Consider the following 20,724-nt stretch of genomic DNA (forward strand, 5'->3'; position numbering starts at 1 on the left):
AACTATTCAGCGGAGAGTGTGAGATTCGAACTCACGCGACAATTGCTCGTCGACAGTTTAGCAAACTGCTCCATTAACCACTCTGGCAACTCTCCTTATTGTAATGAACTTGCAAATATTTTGCGGTTGCAAATGTATGTGTTCAGATACATTTCTGCAAACCTTTTTATGCTTTTTTAAGCTTCCCCGACTTGCTTTTTTCTAAAGCATTTCTTTTCAGGTTTTTAAAAATTTAGAAAATCCGAGGGATGGAAATCATCACTATTAAATCCTCATTACAGCTATCCCGTATATCTTCAGTTAAAATATTGAAAAAGCTAATGAAACACTGTATTTAAATCATATTTTTAAGAGGAATTATAAAATATAGCTTCTAAGCCCGAATGTTATTCAGAGTAAACTTACTTTAGAACAAAATTTTAACCATCGACTTATGTCAATCCTCCCCGAAAATTTAGCCCGCTATCAAAAATTTTTGAGCTTTATGCTCAAGTACTGGAACAGCGATCTCCTAAATGAGACTGCTTCTAATGCCATGGATGAAGAAACGGCACGTTCCTTTCAGGATTACGAACAAACCCCGGAAGAACTGGTGGAAGACCTAAAACAAATGGGACCCACCTATATCAAATTAGGGCAACTTTTATCCACGCGCCCCGATTTGCTACCTGACAGGTATTTAGAGGCACTTAGTTCGCTTCAGGATGACCTACCCACCATTCCTTATGCGAAAGTACAGGAGATCATTGAAAATGAACTAGGCATAAAAATTTCTAAATCATTTAATTCCTTTGAAGAAGAACCTTTGGCAAGTGCTTCTATTGGCCAGGTGCATTTGGCTGAACTCCGCTCAGGAAAAACTGTAGCTGTTAAAGTGCAGCGACCCGGCATCAGGAAGAAATTTATGGATGACCTGGACACCCTGGAAGAAATGGCAGACCTGGCAGTGAAACATACAGAAGTCGGGAAAAAATATGGTTTTAATGACGTGCTGGCCGAGCTAAGACGCATCATGCTACATGAGTTGGATTATCTACGGGAGGCAAATAACCTGGTTACTTTGGGTATAAATCTAAAGGATTACAGGAGGCTAATCGTTCCGCAACCAATTCCCGACTATACTACTTCCCGCGTGTTAACCATGGAGTACGTAAAAGGGAAAAAGATCACCAGTGTTTCCCCTCTTAAAAAAACGGAAAATGATTATCTCCCCCTGGTTGACGAACTCATTGAAGCCTATTTAAAACAGATCGTTTCTGATGGGTTTGTTCATGCAGATCCACATCCGGGAAATATTCATTTGCTCGAGAATGAGAAGATCGCGCTTATGGATCTTGGTATGGTGGCGCAGTTTTCGAAACAGATGAAAGAACACCTGCTTAGGCTGCTTCTGGGCCTTAGCAAGAATGATGGAGAAGAGATCGCTGATATTCTGCTGAACATGAGTGATCTCACCGACCACGTAACCGAGAAGGAATTCAGGAGGGAAATTAGCATCATGGTGCAGGAAAGCAGTAACAGCACCGCCAAAGACATGCAAACCGGAAAGCTCCTTATCCAAATGAACCGCAGTGCAGCTATGAACGGAATCCATCTTCCTGTGGAGGTAAATATCCTCGGAAAGATCCTCCTGAACATGGATCAAATTATTGCATTTTTAGCACCTGAGTACGATCTGAGGGAAGCGGTAAGAAAGTACATGAGCAAATTGCTTCAGAATAAAATGGTGAATGAACTGAAGCCGGAAGAGATATTTTCGGTGTTACTGGATTCAAAAAAACTGGTGGAAAACCTTCCCGACCGTTTGGACAAGATCACAGAAAATCTGGCCAGGAACAATTTCCGACTGCAGATCGATGCTATAGATGAAAAAAGATTTACCGACGGTTTTCAAAAAGTGGCAAACAGGATCACCCTGGGATTGATCATCGCGGCTATGATCATGGGAGCTGCAATGCTAATGAGTGTCCCCTCGCCTTTTACCATTTTTGGATACCCGGGGCTGGCAATCATATTTTTCATGCTGGCCGCCGTAGCAGGTATTTATTTGAGCTATACGATCTTGTTTAAGGATGAATAGTTTGTTCAGAAAAATTCTAGAGCCTAGAGACTAGAGACTAGACTATAGACATTTAAAAAAAGCTTTTTTGAACCTTTAGGCCGATCCCTACATTAGAGGATTCTTCGGAATTAATGTCTGCCCCTATCTGAAGATTAACATTGACGAACTCCTGCCATACGTTCACATCCAAATAAGTGGAAATGATCCTTTCTATAGGTTTAGAAGTACCGGCCTTAGCTCCATAGTTAGCTCGATAACTGGCGAGAAGTTTATAAGGATAAATGTAAAATGCATTTCCGGTCAAGCCAAGATGATGAGCGACAATGTTGTTATGAGCCACTCTAAACCGGTCCTCATCAAGAAGAATAAATGGTAGACCGATGATCCTGTTTTCGTAAGTCCACCCTGAGCGATAGAGGTGGTTATTAAAATAATTATCCTTTCCGTCTGTAGTAGGGTAGTTTTTACTTTGGTTTCGGGTGAAATAATATTCGTACATGATAGCCTGCACCCATTTCTCCGGCTGCTGATCCTTTATATGGATCCCGTATCGGCCATCGGGAGTATTCCGCAACTTTATTCCGGAGAAATCTTCAAAAATGGTATTATAGACCAGCGACAGGTCATAGTTTGCAAAAGAGGTGTTTAGTTGAACTTCGTACCCCCCGAGGTGATTTCCAAGTCCGTTCACTTCCTGCTCTCCTACAAAGCCATCTCCTCCAATAATACTTCCTCCTGTAATGACTTTCAGATAATCCTCAAAACCGGAAGGTAATTCTCCGTACTCAGATGATTTTCCTGCCCATTGTACATAATGATGCCCTCCAGCAATCAATTCCACGTTCCTTATTCCGTTAAAAATAAGGTGAAAACTTTTGTGGTGAATTCGGGGTTTTTGGATATATCTATCTTTTTCGTCAGAGAAAAATTCCTCCCAGGAAGCTTTAAAACCTATCCCCGCCCGTTCAAAAAGCATAATAGGTTTAGTGTTGAAACTTACCCCGGGGACCGGTCTGGAATTAAGTGACCATAGCACATTCTCATTGGTGGCACTAATTCCGCTAAAAAATTCCTGCTTCTGTTTTCTTCCGGCGTAAGCTTCAAACCATTTGTTTTCATAACTTACAAAATATTCGTCAAGCTGAACATCATTTGAGTACCCATCATGATAGAGTATTCCGAGGCCTGCCTTTAAAATCCCACCGTAGCGGAATTCATATGTTCCTGTGCCATTGATCCAGGAACTAAGATTTGATTTTTCATCAATCCTTCCCCGCTGATTTGAATGCATCCAAAACGGATTCTCCTCCCCTGAATAAATTATTCCCTGAGCAGTAGCTGACACATTATAATTAATTTCCTGAGAAAAGGTTACTGTAATGAATAGTAACAATATGAGGGGGAATTTCTTAATCACCTTCTAGATTTGTGCAGCAAAAGTAGCATTCTTATATTAAAGCTCAATACGCTGTAATTTAAAAACAGTAATTTTAGCCGTAAATTTTAGATATGTTTTCCTTTTTTCAGAAAAAATATTTCTTACAGGACCAGTTAAATGGTTTTGTAGATATTCATAATCACATTTTACCAGGAATAGATGATGGTGCTCCTGATGTAGATGCCTCAGTCAAGTTGATAGAAGGTTTTGAAAAAATGGGAATTACCAGCTTTATTTCCACTCCTCATATCATGAATGATTATTATCCTAATACTCCCGGAAGTATAGCAAAGGCACAGGACAATTTGCAGAAACACCTTAAAAGCCTGGGAAAAGAGGTCAAAATTAAAACTGCAGCAGAATATATGATGGACCAGGCTTTTTTGGAACTTCTTGAAAAAGAGCGATTATTATGTCTAAAAGAAAACCTGGTGCTGGTGGAAATGTCCTACTTTCAGCCGCCAATCAATTTAAATGAGATCCTGTTCAAGCTGCAGACTGCTCAGTATAAGCCTGTGTTGGCTCATCCGGAGCGTTATGGATTCTTTCATTCAAAATCTTTAAGCAAGTATGAAGATCTAAAGACCAGAGGCTGTTATTTCCAACTCAACATTTTAAGCCTCGCCGGACATTATGGAAAAAGCATTCAGGATATAGCTTTCAGACTGCTGGAAAATAAAATGATCGATTTCCTGGGAACAGACACACATCAAATACGTCATCTTGAAAAATTGTCTACAGCCACTGTTACTAAAAAACAACTGGAGCTTCTTTTGCCTGTAATTAACAGGACAAAAGAAACTTTTAGCTTTTCCGGGATCTTTTCAAAAAGCTAAAAAAGCCTTTCTTTTCTTCATCGGCTGCATACCCATAGCCATAACCGTAAGAGTATCCATATTTAGCTCCATAGGAAAACTTAGAATAATCCACATCATTGAGGACGATTGCGAGACCTTTTATCTTCCCTTGTTGTTTTAGGTCCTTAGGGAAATCCAGGAGTTTCTTTTCTGTATATCCTGCCCTCACCACGTAAATCGTAGTATCCGCCAGCTGACTAATCAACAAAGTATCTGTGACAATCATAGTTGGTGCGGTATCTACGATAATAAAGTCATAGTTTTGCTTTTGGCTGGATAGAAATTCCTCCATTCGGTCATTCATTAAAAGTTCTGCAGGATTAGGAGGAATAGCTCCTGAGAAAACCATATCTACGGGAATATTTTCCTGATTTTCCCTATGGATCACCTGCTCAGGCAATAGATCATAGTCGTATAAATAGTCGGACAGTCCCTTAGTTTCCAAAGTGCTTCCTGCAAATTTATGAAGTCTTGGATTTCGTACATCGGCACCTACAAGTAAAATATTTTTCCCTGTACTGGCCAGGGTTCGGGCCAGGTTAAAAGAAATAAATGTTTTTCCTTCCCCTTTTATAGTAGAGGTAACAAAAATAACTTCTGCCTTTGCTTTATTTCTGGATTGAACCAGGTACGCCAAATTGGTTCTTAAGATCCTGAAGGATTCAGCTAATGGAGAGCGATCATTTAGTTGAATCACAGCATCTTCGTCCTTGCCTACCTGAGGTATTTCTCCTAAAAATGGAATATGTTTAATTAAAGGATTCAAATCCCCTTTATGATGCACCTTGGTATCTAAAAAGTTGACCACAAAAATGATCAATAGAGGAATAAGCAACCCTATTAATCCACCTCCCGTGAGGATCAACCATGGTTTGGGGTCCACCGGCTGATTATAGGTAAAAGCAGGATCAATGACTTTTGCTACCGGGGAGGTAGAGGCAAAAGCAATAGCAGATTCCTCCCTTCTCTGGAGTAAAAACAAATAAAGCTGTTCTTTGATCTCCTGTTGACGTTCAATGCTTCGGATCCCTTTTTCCAGTCCTGGAAAAGTACTGAATTGTCCTTCTGCTTTGCGGTCCAACTGGTTGAGTTCCCGAAGTTGAATATTAATCGAGTTTCTGGTTTGGTCTATATTGTTTAAAATATTAGCACGTAAAGCATCGAGTTGTTCTGTTATAGTCTCAACCACAGGATTTTGAGAAGTACCTGTTTTTAAATATGCATTTCTTTGAAGCACCAGTTGATTATAATTCCCGATGGCACTACCCATTCCTCCCCCTTCAAGGCCCATTCCTTCAGGTAATAATTGATAAGGTTTAGCAGATTGAAGTGTATTTTCAACTCCTTCCAAGACCATTAGCTGAGTTTCCATGGTAAAGATCTCCTGTTCTGCCATAGAAGATTTTGACAAATATTGGCCGGCACTACTACCTACGTCCATGAAGCGATTTTCACTTTTAAAATCGGCTATTCCGCCCTCAACAGAGTCCAATTCTTCAGTGATCAATTCAAGACGTTGCCGAATAAATTCTGATGTATTTTCTGCTACCTGTCGTTTATCAGCAACTCCATCAGCATTAAAATGCAGCATTAGCGTGTTCAGGAAATCCTGAGACTTTTGAGGCACTTCTCCAGTAATATAAAGAGACAAGATATCCTGTGCCTTCCCTCGAGGTGCCACTGTCATATTCCAAATATATTCATTGGCCACATCTCTTAGAGGCCTAACTAAAATATTGACTGTAACATTACTCCTGATTTCCTCCTTGTTAGGAGCAATTAAAAAATTAACCCCATTAAGACTGACTGGTTCTCCAAATTCATACTGTTTAGAGGAACCGTCAGAAGTTTCAAGCTTATAAGATGTAGCAGAAACCGGGGTGACCCAAAAATTTAAAGTAGACTCATGTACTAGACTCTTTTCGGAAAGAAATTCTATAACAACAGGGGAGTTCTCATAAGCTTCAACTGCAATTACATTTCCTTCAACATGATATGTTACATTTAGATCCAGTTCATCTATTACTCCCTCAACTAAGCGTTTAGATTTTAAATTAACAATTTGGTTTTCCAGAGAATTATTGTCAAATGCCAGGATGGAAGCACCTCCTGAAGGTAATGACCCCACGAGGTTACTACTCTCATCTTTAAGGATCATCATCGTGGCCTCAGTGGCATATTTGGGCAGAGTATATCTATTATAAAGGTAGGCGATAGTCAATCCCAGCAAACATCCAAAAACAAGCCACTTCCAGTGTTTGAGATATTTAAAGATCTCTGCCTTGAGATCAAAATTCGATTGTTCCTTTTCTGAAAACTCTTCGAGCTCTTCCATATTTACCTGCTAAAAAGTACAATTATACTAAAAGCCGTTGTTACAATAGACACTAATCCTTGCCAACTTGTTATAAATCCTGCTGATTTTACTTTTCTATATGTTGGCTCAACATATACTATGTCGTTCTGCTTTAAATAATAATAAGGATTCTGAAAAATATCCACACTGGTAAGATCCAGAGTTTCATAGGTTAATCGATCATCTACCTGGCGAATAACCAAAATATTATCTCTTTTCCCATCGTAACTGATATCACCGGACATGGCAATTGCCTGGGGTACGGAAATCCTTTCGTCAACTACATCGATGACGCTACTTCCGGTTTCCCCCATTACTGTCACCTTAAAATTGACAATTCGAACTCTTACCACGGCATCTTTGAGGTATTTTTCACGAAGCACAGTAGTGAGTTCCTCCTCTAGTTCTTCCCTGCTTTTTCCCTCAACATAAATTTCCCCAAGTACAGGAAAATTAATATACCCTTCAGAATTCACAAGGTAACCTGTCATGGCAGCGTTCTGACCTCCTCCTCCGCCACCGGCGCTTTGATTATTAAGGTTTAGCTGAAATGGCGCTGCTAACTCTTCATCCATAGAAGATACATCCACCCGAAGCACATCATTAATTTCAATTTTGGCAACAAAATCTTCAGGTGCAGCCATATTAGGAAGTCTTTCATAATCCTGGAAATAAACGATCTCTTTCCTGGTAGAACAGGAGGAAATCAATACTACTCCAAAAAGTAAGAGAAAAGATTTCAGGAAAAAAGATTGTTTCGGGATGTATTCTAGGGGATTGTATTTTACCATTTAAATTATCTTCTTCTGGTTTGGATGTAAAACAGGGTCTTTATCTAACTTTTCAAAAGTGGAATTATTGCTTTTAAATTCGGGCACTAAGGTTTTTAATTTAGCTACTACTTTATGACTTTTCAGTTTGGTTGCAGACTTAATGATCTGTTCCACTGATTCACTTATTTCAGAGAAATTCCCTACCTGGTCTACAGCGATCATGATCTTCTTATGGTGAGTTGGAAGGGTTTTACTTTTGTCACTGAGCAATTCTTCATAAAGCTTCTCACCGGGACGTAATCCTGTAATTTTAATACCAATCTGTTTATTTGGAATATATCCGGCCAGTTTGATCATTTTGATTGCAAGATCCATAATTTTTACGGGTTCTCCCATGTCAAAAATAAAGATCTCGCCTCCTTTTCCCATAGCCCCGGCTTCCAGCACTAACTGGCAGGCTTCAGGAATGGTCATGAAATACCGGATGATATCCGGATGAGTTATTGTAACAGGCCCGCCTTTTTCAATCTGCTTCCGGAATAAAGGAACTACAGATCCATTAGAACCTAAAACATTTCCAAAGCGGGTGGTAATAAATTTTGTCTTAGTATCACTTTCTGCACAGGCAGAATGATAAAGAGCCTGCACATACATTTCTGCCGCCCTTTTTGAAGCACCCATAACATTGGTAGGATTTACTGCTTTATCTGTAGAAACCATTACAAAATGTCCTACCTCATACTGAACTGCCAAATCTGCCAGGTTCTTTGTTCCCATGATGTTTACAAAAACAGCCTCATGAGGATTTGCCTCCATGAGGGGAACATGCTTATAAGCGGCCGCGTGGTATATCACGTCCACAGGCCTCTTTTGAAATAGTAATTCAAGTCTTTTTCTATTCCCTACATCACAAATAATACAGCTGAAATTCAGATCCGGAAATTTAGACTGTATCTCCAGTTGTAAATTATGCATGGGCGTTTCTGCCTGATCCAGAATGATCAGCAGCTTGGGATTATATTCAGCCACCTGTCTTACGATCTCACTACCTATGGAACCTGCACCTCCGGTTACCAGAATTGTTTTCCCGGTTAATTGTTGTCTTTTGTTCTCTTTATTTAGAAGAATAGGCTCTCTGTCCAGAAGATCTTCAATCTGAAGAGATTTAACTTTGTTGGAAACCGATTGTTCATCCTCGTAATTAGAAACTATAGGCGCATTAAAAACTTTAATATCATTTTCCAGACATTCTTCCACCAGAGAGAATTTTTCTTCTGCTGTAAGCGTGTTTTCTGAAAGTATTAAAGCTGTAGCACCGAGAGATTTAGCTTCGGCACTTACCTGTAAACCATTATATATAACGGGTTTTCCCAGGATCCTGATGTTCCTTCGTGTATTATCATTGGTAATAAATCCGCGGATATCAAACCTTTTTGGATGTTCTATTTCCAAAGCTCCTGCAATTGAAATGGCATTTTCATCGGCACCGAAAACCACCGCCTTCTGAAGGTTCTGATTTTTTTGGGTGGTTTTAAAATACTCATAAAGCTGCTTTACTGACAGTCTGAAAAGGAAAAGCAGAGAAAAGGAGACGAGAAAGTAAAAGATTAAACCCGCGACCAGGTATATTTTTTCACCAATGAGAAAAAAGGTGGCATAATTGATAAAGAGAAGGGTCACAAAAGTACTGAAACAGGCGAGCATGATCTTTAATGCATCCACATAAGAGGAATGCCTTATAAGACCAGCATAAGTCCGGAAAATAAAGAAAAAGAAAATATTTACTCCTAACACGAGAAACATTCTTTCATAAATGGAAAGAAATTCGTAAAAATGAGTCGTAAGATCCCTTAGCGCAATCATAGTAAGGAGATCGGCTACAATTATAATTGCAGTATCGATACCTAAAATTGCCCAACGAGGGAGATATTTGATATTCCTTATATCCAACCTGTTTTCGTTGGACAGAATTTGTTTAAGGGCGTAATTAAGTTTCTTACCCATAGAGTTCGGTTTAGGATTTTACTGCAGAAAATTTCTGATTGCAGTTTTGATCCTGTTTTTCTCTTCGTCATTCAGGTTTGAACCTGAAGGAAGACAAAGACCCGTTTTAAAAGCCTCTTCTGCAACTCCATTCCCGTAAAAAGGAGCTTCCCAAAAAACAGGTTGCAGGTGCATAGGCTTCCAGAGAGGCCTGCTTTCAATATTCAGTTCCTCAAGATCCTCTCTTAGAGCATCTGTATTAAAAGCTTCTTTTTCCACGATTATGACTGTGAGCCAGTGGTTGCAAAAGTACGTATTTTCAGGTTCATTTAATACTTTTACTCCTTTAACTCCTCCAAAAATATCATTATAGAAAAAATTCATCTCCCTTCTTTTAGAGATATGAGCATCGAGAACTTCCATTTGACCTCTGCCAATTCCGGCAGAAATATTGCTTAGCCTATAGTTATACCCAATCTCGCTATGTTGATAGTGAGGTGCTGCATCACGAGCCTGAGTTGCCAAAAAAATAGCCTTTTCTTTCATTTTTGGATCTTTACTCACTAATGCCCCTCCTCCGGAAGTAGTAATGATCTTATTTCCATTAAAAGAAAGAATGGCAAAATCTCCAAAAGTGCCACATTTTTCTCCTTTATAAGTACTCCCAAGAGCCTCAGCACTGTCTTCAATAACGGGTATATTGTATCTGGAAGCTATGGCGTGAATTTCTTCTACTTTATAAGGCATTCCGTAAAGGTGAACCGCGATAAGTGCTTTGGGTTTTTTTCCCTTTTTGATCCTGTCTTTTATGGCTTCCTCCAGGAATTCCGGAGAAATATTATAGGTATCTTTCTCACTGTCAATGAAAACCGGAGTGGCCCCCAGATACACTATTGGATTTGCTGAGGCAGCAAAAGTAAGGCTCTGACAGAGCACCTCATCACCACGCTCCACTCCGCAAAGGATCAAAGCAAGATGAAGGGCAGCAGTCCCGGAACTTAAGGCGGCTACTTTCACATCTTTCCCTAAATAACCTTCAAGGTCATTTTCAAAACCCGTGACATTAGGCCCCAAAGGAGCGATCCAGTTCTGGTCAAAAGCTTCATCAATATATTTTTGCTCATTACCTCCCATATGAGGAGAGGATAAATAAATTTTAGATTTGTTCATCTCTTTTCTCTGATATTTTAATCACTTTCCCCGGGTTCCCGACGACCGTAGCATAATCCGGGACCTCGTCAATTATTACAGACCCGGCACCAATAGTACACCATTTGCCAATATGTATTCCCGGTATCACCAGTGCCCCTATTCCAATGTGTGTACCCTCCCCTACTTTCACTCCTCCTGCCAGCACGGCCCCGGGAGATACGTGTACAAAATTTTCCAAAACGCAATCATGCTCTACAATACATCCCGTATTGAGAATGCAATGTTCTCCTATAATGGTATCTGCGTTGATGGCAGCATTCGCCATAACCACCGAACCTTTCCCTAGTTCCACCGTTTCATCTACCACAGCAGTTGCGTGACTAATTCCCCGAAAAAAATCTCCTCCATAATTCAAAGAAATTTTTTTTCGGGTTTTGTTGTCACCTACCGCTATAATTGTTTTTTTTCTAAGGACTTCAGGAGATAAATCGTGAATTACATCGTATTTGTAGATCCCCGTAATGGCTTTATTGTCATCTATAACATGATGAATCTCCTCCATTCGGGAGTGAACAAGATCAATGATCACTTTTGCATGTCCGCTGGCACCGTAAATATTCATTTAATTATTTCCATTAAAAGGTTCTGTCGTAGCCATATTTGCTGTGTTTACTCCTTCAGATTTAACCACCTTTAAAAAGGTCAACCACAAGATCTTAATGTCAAGCAAAAAAGACAAATTTTCAACATACCACACATCCAATTCCAGTTTTTTGTTCCAGGAAATAGCATTTCTTCCATTTACCTGGGCCCATCCGGTAATTCCCGGCTTCACCAGATGCCTTTTATGTTGTCTGGGGGTGTAAATTTTTAAATACTCCGGAAGCAGTGGCCTGGGACCAACCAGACTCATATCACCTTTGACTACATTGATCAATTGCGGGATTTCATCTACTGACGTCTTTCTCACAAACTTTCCGACGGCGGTTAACCTTTCAGAATCGGGGAGTAAATTCCCTTCAGCATCCCTGGCATCGGTCATAGTTTTAAACTTAATGATCCTGAATATCTCCCCTTGCTTCCCGGGACGTCTTTGAAGAAAAAAAGGATTTCCTCCATTGGCAAGTGCAAGTAAAAAAATAAAAAATAACAGAAACGGACTTAAGAATATCAATGCCGTGAAGGCAATTAAAAAATCAATAAGGGGTTTCCAATATCTTCTGTACACAAAGCTGATTTTTCAGGGGGCAAACTAAAGGATTTATAGGTTTAATCCGTCGCAAAGATATGTTAATTTTAGTAATTCGGGAATCGGGAATCGTTAATTCGAGAAGCGGGATTCGGGAATCGGGAAACGGGATTCGGGATTGGTTAACTGGGGAATCGGGAATTGTTTATTCGGGAATCGTAATTTGGGATTCGGAAAACGGAAAAATCGGCGGGAACCTGCCTCATCTGCGCGAAAAAGATGGAATACCTCTATCAATGTACTTACAAGAATTACTGTGATATCGAGATACGCTTTCCTCTACTCCTCGTCTGCCCAACTTTCCCGGAGCCGATCCACGGTATTCTTTTTCTGATCACTGAGTACTGAAAACTTTTTAAGTCTCCTCGTCTCCTCGTCTCCTCTTCCCCTAGTCCCCAAATCTAGATTTAGAATTTGGTGCATGGAATGCGGATCTGTGTATCGTCACGGATTACAAATCCGCGCCATCGGTATCTCGTTAATTCTAAGCCTTTTGGTCTCCCGCTCCCCTATCCTCTTGATATTCAAGCCCTAAAGCCCCGCTTCCTTCATCTGTAACTTATATTCCTCTAAAAGTAAACCCCAAAAAACTTTTCTTTCATACTTTTCAGTAATAACAGAACGGGAATTAGCGGCGAGCTTTCGGCGCAGTTCAGCATTGGTTGCCAATTTCTTCATGGCTAATAAAAGAGCTTCCTGGTCTTTTACCGGAATTATAAGTCCGTTTTCTTCTTCACGGATGATCTCATTACAGCCGTTTATGTCGGTTACAATAGAAGGTAAACCCATTGCCCCTGCCTGCATCACTACATTTGGAAAGCCTTCCCTGTAACTTGGAAACACCAGGACATCTGCAGCTGCAAAATAAGGGCGGACATCAACCTGATAGCCGGTAGTAAAGATCTTCGAATGTGCCTTAATTTCTCTAAGATTTTCCTCTTTTATAGGATCCAATTCCTGTTCAAAAGGCCCCACAAGCAGTAAACTAATGTCTTTTGTTTCTGAGGCTAACTGCTTAAAGGCCTGGACCAATTCGTTTATCCCTTTATCCCTAACAAGTCTGCCGACAAAAATGAACACCAGGTCATCAGAGGGAATGTTCAGGGATTGCCGGATTTCCTGCTTTTGTTCTGCCGTGAAATCTGCCGGACTGAAATACCCGGTGTCTATACCATTGGAGCTACCCTCTCCCAGCACTTTTAATTTTCCAGGTTTGGTAAAATTATGGCTTAGAATGATCTTTTTAAGACCTTCAGAATTCGGATACACTTTAGTAGCAAGTCTATACGTCAGTCGCTCCACCTGCTCCAAAATCTTTCGTTTAGCCCCAATAGTCTCCATTAAGGGCATTCCGGCGACTGTGTGCAACCGTACAGGAACTCCTGCCATTTTAGCTGCCATCATCCCAACAATTCCGGCTTTGGGAGTGTGAGTATGAACAATAGCAGGTTTTTCTCTTTTTAAAAACCTGTAGAGTTTGAATAAAGCTCTCAGATCTTTTGCCGGAGTAATTTCGCGTGTCATTTCCAGCTGAAAGGTTTCCACTCCATTATCCCGGCCGTACTTCTCAAGGCGTTCTTTTTCTGCAGCAACGGCAGTGACCTTAAAATATTCATTCATAAATGTCAGCTGTCCCTCAAGAAGTTTTTCTAAAGAAAGGGGGATGGTAGTGATGCGGATGAGTTTTAGGAACATATAAATTTTGTTCAAATATAATTTATCCTTTCCGGGAAAAAAAGAAAGGCTGCCAATTGGCAGCCTTTTTATAAGATTTTAAACGTCTAATTATCTGGAGTGACGTGAATTGTTAGTTCAATGGAGTCTGAACAATCTCCTTCCACCACAGTATATGTTGTTGTATAAGATCCAACCCCTCTTTCATTAAAGTCATTGATCAAGTCCCAAATAGAAGGATCAAATGATCCGCTTCGGCTAACTCCCTGAGGCAAAAGGCTCAAATAAAGCTTTCTTACTTCATCCCAACTAGGAATCGCCTCAGCTTCGGAATAGGAAATAGATTTTGAACTTTCGGTCTTTAGGATCAAATCACAACCTGGATCTGAAGATTGATCTGCAACCACATAAATAGTAAGTTCAACAGAATCTGTGCACTCCCCTTCACTAATTGTGTAGGTAGTGGTATACGTTCCCGGACCGGTATAGGAATTGATCAGATCCCATATAGATGGATGGAATTCTCCATTTTTGGAAATTCCTTCTTCCAGTAAGCTTAGATAAAGCTTTCTAACTTCATCCCAACTCGGAATGGCATCTGCTTCAGATTTGGTAATTGTCTTTGACGCATCTGCACCAGCGTTCAAGTTACAAGTAGGGTCTGAAGAGCCATCGGCAACTACAACAATGGTCAATTCCACAGAATCTGCACAATCACCCTCAGTTATTGTGTAAGTAGTTGAGTATTCTCCCGGGCCTGTGTAAGAATTAATAAGATCCCAAATGGAAGGATCAAATTCGCCGTTTCGGGCTACCCCTGCTTCCAATAAGCTTAAATAAAGTTTTCTTACTTCGTCCCAACTTGGAATAGCATCTGCTTCAGATTTTGTAATGGTCTTTGAAGCATCATCACCTGCACTGAGTTCGCAGGTAGGATCTGAAGGAAGGCTTTCTACCACATTAATAGTTAATATAACAGAATCTGAACAATCTCCTTCAGTAACTGTATAGATAGTAGTAAACTCACCCAGAGGATTTTCGTTGAAGGCATCGATAAGGTCCCAGATTGCAGGATCAAATTCACCATTTCTACTTACCCCTTCGTCCAGAAGACTCAGATATAATTTTCTAACTTCATCCCAACTTGGAATGGCTTCAGCTTGCGCCACAGTAATAGTAGTGGATTTATCGGCTCCCGCACTTATGGTGCAGGCATCTGCCTCTACTGAGGCGGTAAAAGCATAGTTGTCGCCATATTCAAGATAGCTATCATCTTCAACAGAACAAGAGTAAACTAAAGCGACCATTAGCAATAAGTAAATTTTTCTCATAACAATTTGATTTGGTTTCTATTAAGATAAAAGTAAGCCTTAGTTCAATCCATTTGTTAAAAGGAAAATTAAATTCGGTGAGATGTCAAAAAAGAGGATAGAATGTAGAATTTTAAAAGTTTTTTTGAAAATTTCACAGCTTGTTTAGAAGAAAAAGATGTCTAAAATTCTATTGATTTTTGATAATTTTACTCAAAAAATAGTTAACGAAAAATACCCAACCGACAGCTGTTGCTTATTTTGGTTTAAAAGTCAAAGAATCTACTGATGCTTTAGCTATATTTGACCGAGAACAGATAGAAAAAATATGAAGAAAAAGAAGCTGGTAATTTATGGGGTAGGACGATTTGCGGAATACGTTCAGTACGTTTTCGATAATGACAGTGAATTTGAGACAGTAGCCTTTTGCATAGAAAAAGCCTATTTAAGTTTAGAACACTTCGGGAATAAACCTTTAATTCCTTTTGAAGATATTTTTGTGGAATATCCTCCCGAAAAATTTTCCATGTTCATTGCTGTGGGCAGCAATTTTATCAGACAACGAATCTTTACTAAGACAAAAGAGTTGGGATATACCCTCGCTTCATATATTTCAAGTAAATCCAGCCATTGGGAAAACCTCTTATACGGGGAAAATGTTTTTGTAGATGAAGGGTGTGTGCTTCAACCCTTCACGAGGATTGGAGAAAACACCATTTTATTCACTTCACAAATTGGTCATCATACCTCTATTGGAGATCACACCCTCGTTAGCGGATCTAAAACCGGGGGTAATGTAAAAATCGGGGATAACTGTTATGTTGGATTAAACGCTTCTATTAAACAGAATTTGAATATTGCTGACGGAACTATAATAGGAATGGGTTGTATTATTGAAAAAGACATTTCTGAATCTTCAGTATATACTCACAAAGGAACAACCAAAAGAAAAATTGAACCGGATCAAATTGCGAGATTATTCCTTAAATAATGAATTTTACAGAATTCAGAGCTCGGTATGAAAGGCGTGAGATAATACCTTACCCAAATAATGTTAAGGAAAAACCTTTGCTTTCGGTACTTGTACAGACTTACAACCATGAAAATTTTATTCAAAAATGTTTAGAAGGTATCCTGGAACAAAGAACTGATTTTGATTTTGAAATTTTGCTGGGAGAAGATAACTCTACTGATAAAACGAGGGATATCTGTATTGAATACGCGGAAAAATACCCTAAAAAAATCAGGCTATTTCTGCACCATCCCGAGAATAAAATCAAGGTGCTGAATATTATTACCGGAAATTTTAATGCACTTTATAACTTTTACTCTGCCCGGGGAGAATATATTGCATTTTGTGAGGGAGATGATGTATGGAAGGATCCACTCAAATTACAGAAACAGGTAGATGTGCTCAAACAGAATACTCACCTTGCCTTCACCTATCATTCCTTCATAGAAGTCAACCATAAAGAGGAGCTGCTTCCAAAAGAATTCGTTTTAGAGCAGCCGGCACAAAATATCTCACGAGAAGATTTGAAAAAACTTAATTTCCACCCCCTCCTTTCGACGATGTGCTTCAGGAACTTTGGAAATGAATTACCGGAACAAATGGCTGAGGTCATTAATGTAGATAGTTTTTTGCTCAGTCTCCTTGGAAATTTTGGGGAAGCAGAATTTATTGAGAATATTGCACCGTCTTATTACAAAAGACATGAGGGAGGAATGTGGTCGGGACGTAATAAGGAATTGAAACTTAAGTCTAAGAATTTAACTTTTGAAGCTTTACAAAAATATTATCATTATAAGGGGGAGGAAGAGCTTAATAAGGAATTCCGGAAAGAAATAAAAAACACCCATCGAATTCTTTTCCTTTATTATTTAAAAAAATTTCAATTTTTAAATTCCTTCTACTTAATGAGATCTCTTTTTTAAAAGAATTTTACATCTCAAAAAAGGTATTTTTAGAAATGGTTTAAGGTACAGGCGCCTTCTTTTCCAAGCCATCTGATAGTAGCCTAAGGCGTGCCGATCCTCACCTTTTCTTTCATATAGATAACCTAATTGGTATTGAAGACGGGAATGAGATATGGGATCTGTTTTGTATAAATCAATATGTTTAGAAAGAAGTCTTTCATGGGAAGATATTTTCTTTGAAACACTGCTACTGGGACGGTTACTACTATCAATATTATAAATAAGAAAAGGCTCGTCGACAATTTTAATCTTTAACGACGGAATTTGTCCTATCCGAATCCCGAGTTCATAATTTTCCCCAAAAGTCATTTCAGGATCAAAACCGCCTGCCTTTAGAAAAACATCTTTTCTATAACAAATGCTCCCCGCTAAAAATGTTGCTGTAATACTGTTATAGATCATTTCAAGTTTTTCAGGCTTCCAAATGGAAGATTTACCATCAATTAATTTCGACACCTGCCAGCAAATAAGATCGTTTTGAGTATAATTTTCTTCCTTCAACCTGTTAAGGAGTCCCGGCAAAAATCTATCGTCGGAATCCAGAAAGATGATATACTCTCCCCTGCTTAATTCAACCCCCATATTCCTGGCGGTAGTAACTCCTAAGTTCTTTTGAAAATGATAAATAATCCTCTCATCATCAAGAAAGTGTTTTATCACTTCTTTTGTTTCATCTGTGGAGCCGTCATCAATAATGATAAGTTCCCAATTATTATCTGTTTGATCCAGGACACTTTTAATGGTAACCGGAAGGGAATGAGCACTATTAAAGGTGGGAATTATAATTGAAATCAATCGGTGTTCTGCTCTCGTTAAATCTGTAACATTTCCCATTATCCAAGTTCCTTGTTGATTAATTTCTGAGATATGTTTCTTTATACCACTTCTGAAAACAGAAAAAAGTCCAGACCCTGAAAGTATTGTCTTCCTTGCCTTCAATATGTTTGTTAACAAGATGGCTTATCTCCTCCTTATGGAAAATTCCCTGTTTTAACAAAAAGCCCTTTTCAATATAGGACATAAGCTCAGGCTTTAAGTATCCTCTAAGCCAGTCTCCTACAGGCACCCCGAAACCCTGTTTCGATTTGTTTAAAAAATCTTCCGGGAAATATTGTTTAAAGGATTCTTTCAGCAGGTATTTTTTATTCCAGCCTTTCATTAAATAATGTTCAGGAATACTTGAAGTAAAATTCCATATTTTCTTATTCAGGAATGGAGCTCTGCTTTCCAGAGATGTGAGCATACTGGTGCGATCCACTTTTACCAACATATCTCCTTCAAGACTTAACAACCTGTCAATATTCCTAAAATCTGAAAGAGATTTGTTTTTATCACCCACCTTGTCTTTATAATACTTCAGAGAATCTTTTTCGTAATTATCCTGCTGGAGAATTTCTCTTAACTCCTCATCCTGAAAGCCGAGAGAAATAATATTAAAGTAAAAATTTCCATCATAATTTACAGCCTTTAACAATCGCTTCATTTTAAATCTAAGGCCCCTGTTATCGTCTCCGGTTGAGAGCATGGAGGAAGCGAACTTTTCCGCTGTGGAATGTACAGCCTTAGGTATAACAGCTGTGTACTTGCGGTTCAATTTACCCATGTAATATTTGTTGTAGCCTCCAAACACTTCATCGCCCCCATCTCCTGTGAGTGCTACTTTTACGTGCTGCCGTGTCTTATTTGCTACCAAATATGTTGCAAGGGAAGAGGAATCTGCAAATGGTTCATCAAAATTAAGCAGAATATGATCCATGTTATCCTTAAGATCACCTTCAGAAACTATGAACTCATGGTGATTGCTGTTGATAAGCTTCGCCACCGTTCTTGATTTATCGGTTTCATCAAAGGATTTCTTTTCAAAACCTATAGAGAAAGTATCAATCTTTGCGTCGGACTGCTGTGCCAAACAAAGAGAAACAATCGACGAATCGACTCCCCCGGAAAGAAAAGTACCCAAAGGCACATCGGCAACAGACCTCGACAGAACACTTTCCTGAACCAACGTGTGTGTTTTTTCTGTTGCCTGCTCAAATGAAAGGTCTGACTTCTCCTTGTTAAAGTTCTGTCCTATCTCCTTTTCAAGATATTTTTGATCTGTACAGTCAAACTCCAGATAATGATTAGCTTTAAGCTTAAAAATTCCTTCATAAATAGTAAAAGGAGCCGGTATATAGGTCAGTTGAAAATAAAGGTTTAATCCCTCCTTAGAAATACGAGGTTTTACTTTCTTTTGCTTAATTATAGATTTTAGCTCGGATGCCCACATGAAACCTTTATCATCCGTGGTGTAGTAGAGAGGTTTTTCGCCAAAAAAATCCCTGGCAATAAAAAGCTTTTTAAGGTTACCATCATAGATACTAAAGGCAAACATCCCGTCGAGCATAGAAAAGGCAGCTGTTCCATGAACTTCATAAAGCCTTAGTATCACCTCTGTATCTGAGGTGGTTTTAAAGCTAATGCCTTTAGATTTCAGATCTTGTTTTAATTTCAGATAGTTATAGATCTCTCCGTTGAAGACAATAGAAATCTTTTGGTCATCGGAATAAATGGGTTGTTTCCCGGTAGAAAGATCAATAATCGACAGCCGGCGCATTCCCATCCCGACTGTATATTCGTTTGTGTTTTTCACAATAAGTCCATCCTGGTCAGGTCCCCGGTGGAATATCTCCCCGTTCATCCTGTTTAGGATTTGAGTTATATCATCTGAATCTGAAGTAGAGACCAGTCCATTTATTCCACACATTTATATTTGAATTTTTAGAGGCAAAGTTAAAAAAGGATTACAGAGTACTTCTGGTTTTAAACATTATTTAGGAAGGTGTTGTATATTTCATGCATATTAGCTGACTTAAAGCCATAGGTCCTTTGAAGTTTTCCGAAGTGACTGATAATTGTACTCAGATCATTCAGGCTTTCCAGAGGAGATTCTCCAAAATTATGGGGATGCCACCACAAATGATAAATCTCCCCGTGTTTGGCTGCATAGGACATTTCCTGAAATATTTTTTTCATCTTCAAACCATGAAGAATAGAGTTAGTCTCATAAGGACGGAGAAAGCGGCTCGCCGGTTGCTCTAAGGGTAGATCATTATCCTTTTTCAAACTGGAAAAGGAATAACTTTTGGAAGAAGATAAAAGATTATAAGCATCCCCCGTTCGAAATAGTTTAGTTTTCAAATCTTCACTGGCAGGATCTTTCCAGTACCAGACATCAGGATTTGAACGAACAGAGGTGATCTCAAGTCCGGTACAAACCTTCAGATATTCCCGATTCATTTGGTTTCTCGGAAAGACCAGGGATCTTAAAGGAAAACCAAAATCTTCAGCCATTTTGATAGCTGTTGTTAGATCAGCTTTAAATTCTTCCAGGGTCTGCCCAGCTTCCTTACAGTAATAATGAGAATAAGTATGACTCCCAATTTCTTGCCCCGGTACCTTTGCAATTTCCCTGATCAGGTCGGGAGCAAAGCAAAGTGCTTCCGTCTTTAAATTTTTTACCGCATTACCGAATCTATAGGAGGATAACCTTCCATTTTCATAATTCGGCTCTATCGTCGAATTATTCTCTTCCCACTCTTTCCAGTTTTTATTAAATAACATACCCACCGTCGCCCAGGTACAGTGTATTTGATTTTCTTTAAGTAGCTTGAGTATCTTAGGAATAACTGCTCTTGTATTTCGAAAGTATTCGATCCGCTGCCTGTAATCGACCATATCAAATACCCCCCAGAGGAGTTCAAAATCGAGAGATATTACTAAAGCTCCTTTATTATTCATTCTATAGTTAATTCGGAATCGTTAATTCAATTCGAAAAATTAGATGGACATTATTTTAGTTCTAAGCTTTTTATGGGAAAGAGGAAGAATGTTTTTACCTTTCCCTAAGTCTC

General features: G+C 39.1%; 17 protein-coding genes and 1 tRNA gene. 5 read left to right on the forward strand and 13 right to left on the reverse strand.

The window, feature by feature from the left end; all coding sequences use genetic code 11:
- Positions 1-10 precede the first annotated feature (10 nt).
- A tRNA-Ser gene (locus CRO16_RS09170) sits at positions 11-95 on the reverse strand.
- A gap of 338 nt (positions 96-433) precedes the next feature.
- Here CRO16_RS09170 and CRO16_RS09175 point away from each other — a divergent pair.
- Positions 434-2,080, forward strand: coding sequence for an ABC1 kinase family protein (locus CRO16_RS09175; protein WP_097056085.1), 1,647 nt, complete (start codon positions 434-436; stop codon positions 2,078-2,080).
- A gap of 52 nt (positions 2,081-2,132) precedes the next feature.
- On the opposite strand, the gene CRO16_RS09180 is transcribed toward CRO16_RS09175, so the two are convergent.
- Positions 2,133-3,407 (reverse strand): capsule assembly Wzi family protein, encoded by a 1,275-nt coding sequence (locus CRO16_RS09180; protein ID WP_245858966.1) that lies wholly within the window; start codon positions 3,405-3,407, stop codon positions 2,133-2,135.
- Positions 3,408-3,571: 164 nt separating this feature from the next.
- Here CRO16_RS09180 and CRO16_RS09185 point away from each other — a divergent pair, with 164 nt between their 5' ends.
- Complete coding sequence (locus CRO16_RS09185) at positions 3,572-4,336, forward strand: tyrosine-protein phosphatase (RefSeq protein WP_097056086.1); 765 nt, start codon at positions 3,572-3,574, stop codon at positions 4,334-4,336.
- Here CRO16_RS09185 and CRO16_RS09190 read toward each other — a convergent pair.
- The 6 genes from CRO16_RS09190 to CRO16_RS09215 are packed head-to-tail and all read right to left on the reverse strand — an operon-like array spanning position 4,305 to position 11,849.
- Complete coding sequence (locus CRO16_RS09190) at positions 4,305-6,692, reverse strand: GumC family protein (RefSeq protein WP_097056087.1); 2,388 nt, start codon at positions 6,690-6,692, stop codon at positions 4,305-4,307. The two genes, CRO16_RS09185 and CRO16_RS09190, sit on opposite strands and share 32 nt — an antisense overlap.
- A gap of 2 nt (positions 6,693-6,694) precedes the next feature.
- Positions 6,695-7,504 carry a polysaccharide biosynthesis/export family protein gene (locus CRO16_RS09195; RefSeq protein WP_097056088.1) on the reverse strand — a complete coding sequence of 270 codons (810 nt, stop codon included), beginning with the start codon at positions 7,502-7,504 and terminating at the stop codon, positions 6,695-6,697.
- Entirely contained in the window at positions 7,505-9,490 is a 1,986-nt protein-coding gene (locus CRO16_RS09200) for a polysaccharide biosynthesis protein (protein WP_097056089.1), read from the reverse strand.
- Between the two features lie 18 nt (positions 9,491-9,508).
- Positions 9,509-10,639 carry a DegT/DnrJ/EryC1/StrS family aminotransferase gene (locus tag CRO16_RS09205; protein WP_097056090.1) on the reverse strand — a complete coding sequence of 377 codons (1,131 nt, stop codon included), beginning with the start codon at positions 10,637-10,639 and terminating at the stop codon, positions 9,509-9,511.
- The gene (locus CRO16_RS09210; protein ID WP_097056091.1) at positions 10,626-11,243 is read right to left on the reverse strand and encodes an acetyltransferase; all 618 of its coding nucleotides are present in this window, start codon (positions 11,241-11,243) and stop codon (positions 10,626-10,628) included. The genes CRO16_RS09205 and CRO16_RS09210 overlap by 14 nt, the downstream gene beginning before the upstream one ends.
- Positions 11,244-11,849 carry a sugar transferase gene (locus CRO16_RS09215; protein ID WP_097056092.1) on the reverse strand — a complete coding sequence of 202 codons (606 nt, stop codon included), beginning with the start codon at positions 11,847-11,849 and terminating at the stop codon, positions 11,244-11,246. It abuts the gene before it with no gap.
- A gap of 59 nt (positions 11,850-11,908) precedes the next feature.
- On the opposite strand from CRO16_RS09215, the gene CRO16_RS09220 reads away from it, so the two are divergent.
- Positions 11,909-12,130, forward strand: a complete 222-nt coding sequence (locus CRO16_RS09220) for a hypothetical protein (protein ID WP_097056093.1) — start codon at positions 11,909-11,911, stop codon at positions 12,128-12,130.
- 271 nt (positions 12,131-12,401) lie between these two features.
- On the opposite strand, the gene CRO16_RS09225 is transcribed toward CRO16_RS09220, so the two are convergent.
- Positions 12,402-13,565, reverse strand: a complete 1,164-nt coding sequence (locus CRO16_RS09225; RefSeq protein WP_097056094.1) for a glycosyltransferase family 4 protein — start codon at positions 13,563-13,565, stop codon at positions 12,402-12,404.
- A gap of 86 nt (positions 13,566-13,651) precedes the next feature.
- The gene (locus CRO16_RS09230) at positions 13,652-14,875 is read right to left on the reverse strand and encodes a hypothetical protein (protein WP_097056095.1); all 1,224 of its coding nucleotides are present in this window, start codon (positions 14,873-14,875) and stop codon (positions 13,652-13,654) included.
- A 307-nt stretch (positions 14,876-15,182) separates the two neighbouring features.
- On the opposite strand from CRO16_RS09230, the gene CRO16_RS09235 reads away from it, so the two are divergent.
- Positions 15,183-15,845, forward strand: a complete 663-nt coding sequence (locus CRO16_RS09235; RefSeq protein ID WP_097056096.1) for an acetyltransferase — start codon at positions 15,183-15,185, stop codon at positions 15,843-15,845.
- Entirely contained in the window at positions 15,845-16,789 is a 945-nt protein-coding gene (locus tag CRO16_RS09240) for a glycosyltransferase family 2 protein (protein WP_097056097.1), read from the forward strand. Before CRO16_RS09235 ends, CRO16_RS09240 begins: the two co-directional genes overlap by 1 nt.
- Here the strand turns inward: CRO16_RS09240 and CRO16_RS09245 are convergent.
- The 3 genes from CRO16_RS09245 to CRO16_RS09255 are packed head-to-tail and all read right to left on the reverse strand — an operon-like array spanning position 16,769 to position 20,611.
- Positions 16,769-17,626, reverse strand: a complete 858-nt coding sequence (locus tag CRO16_RS09245) for a glycosyltransferase family 2 protein (protein WP_179670518.1) — start codon at positions 17,624-17,626, stop codon at positions 16,769-16,771. The two genes, CRO16_RS09240 and CRO16_RS09245, sit on opposite strands and share 21 nt — an antisense overlap.
- 58 nt (positions 17,627-17,684) lie before the next feature.
- Positions 17,685-19,577 carry an asparagine synthase (glutamine-hydrolyzing) gene (gene asnB / locus CRO16_RS09250; RefSeq protein ID WP_097056099.1) on the reverse strand — a complete coding sequence of 631 codons (1,893 nt, stop codon included), beginning with the start codon at positions 19,575-19,577 and terminating at the stop codon, positions 17,685-17,687.
- Positions 19,578-19,633: 56 nt separating this feature from the next.
- The gene (locus CRO16_RS09255) at positions 19,634-20,611 is read right to left on the reverse strand and encodes a polysaccharide deacetylase family protein (protein WP_097056100.1); all 978 of its coding nucleotides are present in this window, start codon (positions 20,609-20,611) and stop codon (positions 19,634-19,636) included.
- Between the last annotated feature and the right edge of the window lie 113 nt (positions 20,612-20,724).

The organism is Salinimicrobium sediminis, from assembly GCF_900215295.1.
GTDB classification, from domain to species: domain Bacteria; phylum Bacteroidota; class Bacteroidia; order Flavobacteriales; family Flavobacteriaceae; genus Salinimicrobium; species Salinimicrobium sediminis.

Coding starts and splice junctions, on each gene's coding strand:
- CRO16_RS09220 (WP_097056093.1), top strand. CDS start 11,909: ATGTTAATTTTAGTAATTCGGGAATCGGGAATCGTTAATTCGAGAAGC.
- CRO16_RS09225 (WP_097056094.1), bottom strand. CDS start 13,565: ATGTTCCTAAAACTCATCCGCATCACTACCATCCCCCTTTCTTTAGAA.
- CRO16_RS09190 (WP_097056087.1), bottom strand. CDS start 6,692: ATGGAAGAGCTCGAAGAGTTTTCAGAAAAGGAACAATCGAATTTTGAT.
- CRO16_RS09205 (WP_097056090.1), bottom strand. CDS start 10,639: ATGAACAAATCTAAAATTTATTTATCCTCTCCTCATATGGGAGGTAAT.
- CRO16_RS09195 (WP_097056088.1), bottom strand. CDS start 7,504: ATGGTAAAATACAATCCCCTAGAATACATCCCGAAACAATCTTTTTTC.
- CRO16_RS09175 (WP_097056085.1), top strand. CDS start 434: ATGTCAATCCTCCCCGAAAATTTAGCCCGCTATCAAAAATTTTTGAGC.
- CRO16_RS09255 (WP_097056100.1), bottom strand. CDS start 20,611: ATGAATAATAAAGGAGCTTTAGTAATATCTCTCGATTTTGAACTCCTC.
- CRO16_RS09210 (WP_097056091.1), bottom strand. CDS start 11,243: ATGAATATTTACGGTGCCAGCGGACATGCAAAAGTGATCATTGATCTT.
- asnB (WP_097056099.1), bottom strand. CDS start 19,577: ATGTGTGGAATAAATGGACTGGTCTCTACTTCAGATTCAGATGATATA.
- CRO16_RS09185 (WP_097056086.1), top strand. CDS start 3,572: ATGTTTTCCTTTTTTCAGAAAAAATATTTCTTACAGGACCAGTTAAAT.
- CRO16_RS09235 (WP_097056096.1), top strand. CDS start 15,183: ATGAAGAAAAAGAAGCTGGTAATTTATGGGGTAGGACGATTTGCGGAA.
- CRO16_RS09240 (WP_097056097.1), top strand. CDS start 15,845: ATGAATTTTACAGAATTCAGAGCTCGGTATGAAAGGCGTGAGATAATA.
- CRO16_RS09200 (WP_097056089.1), bottom strand. CDS start 9,490: ATGGGTAAGAAACTTAATTACGCCCTTAAACAAATTCTGTCCAACGAA.
- CRO16_RS09230 (WP_097056095.1), bottom strand. CDS start 14,875: ATGAGAAAAATTTACTTATTGCTAATGGTCGCTTTAGTTTACTCTTGT.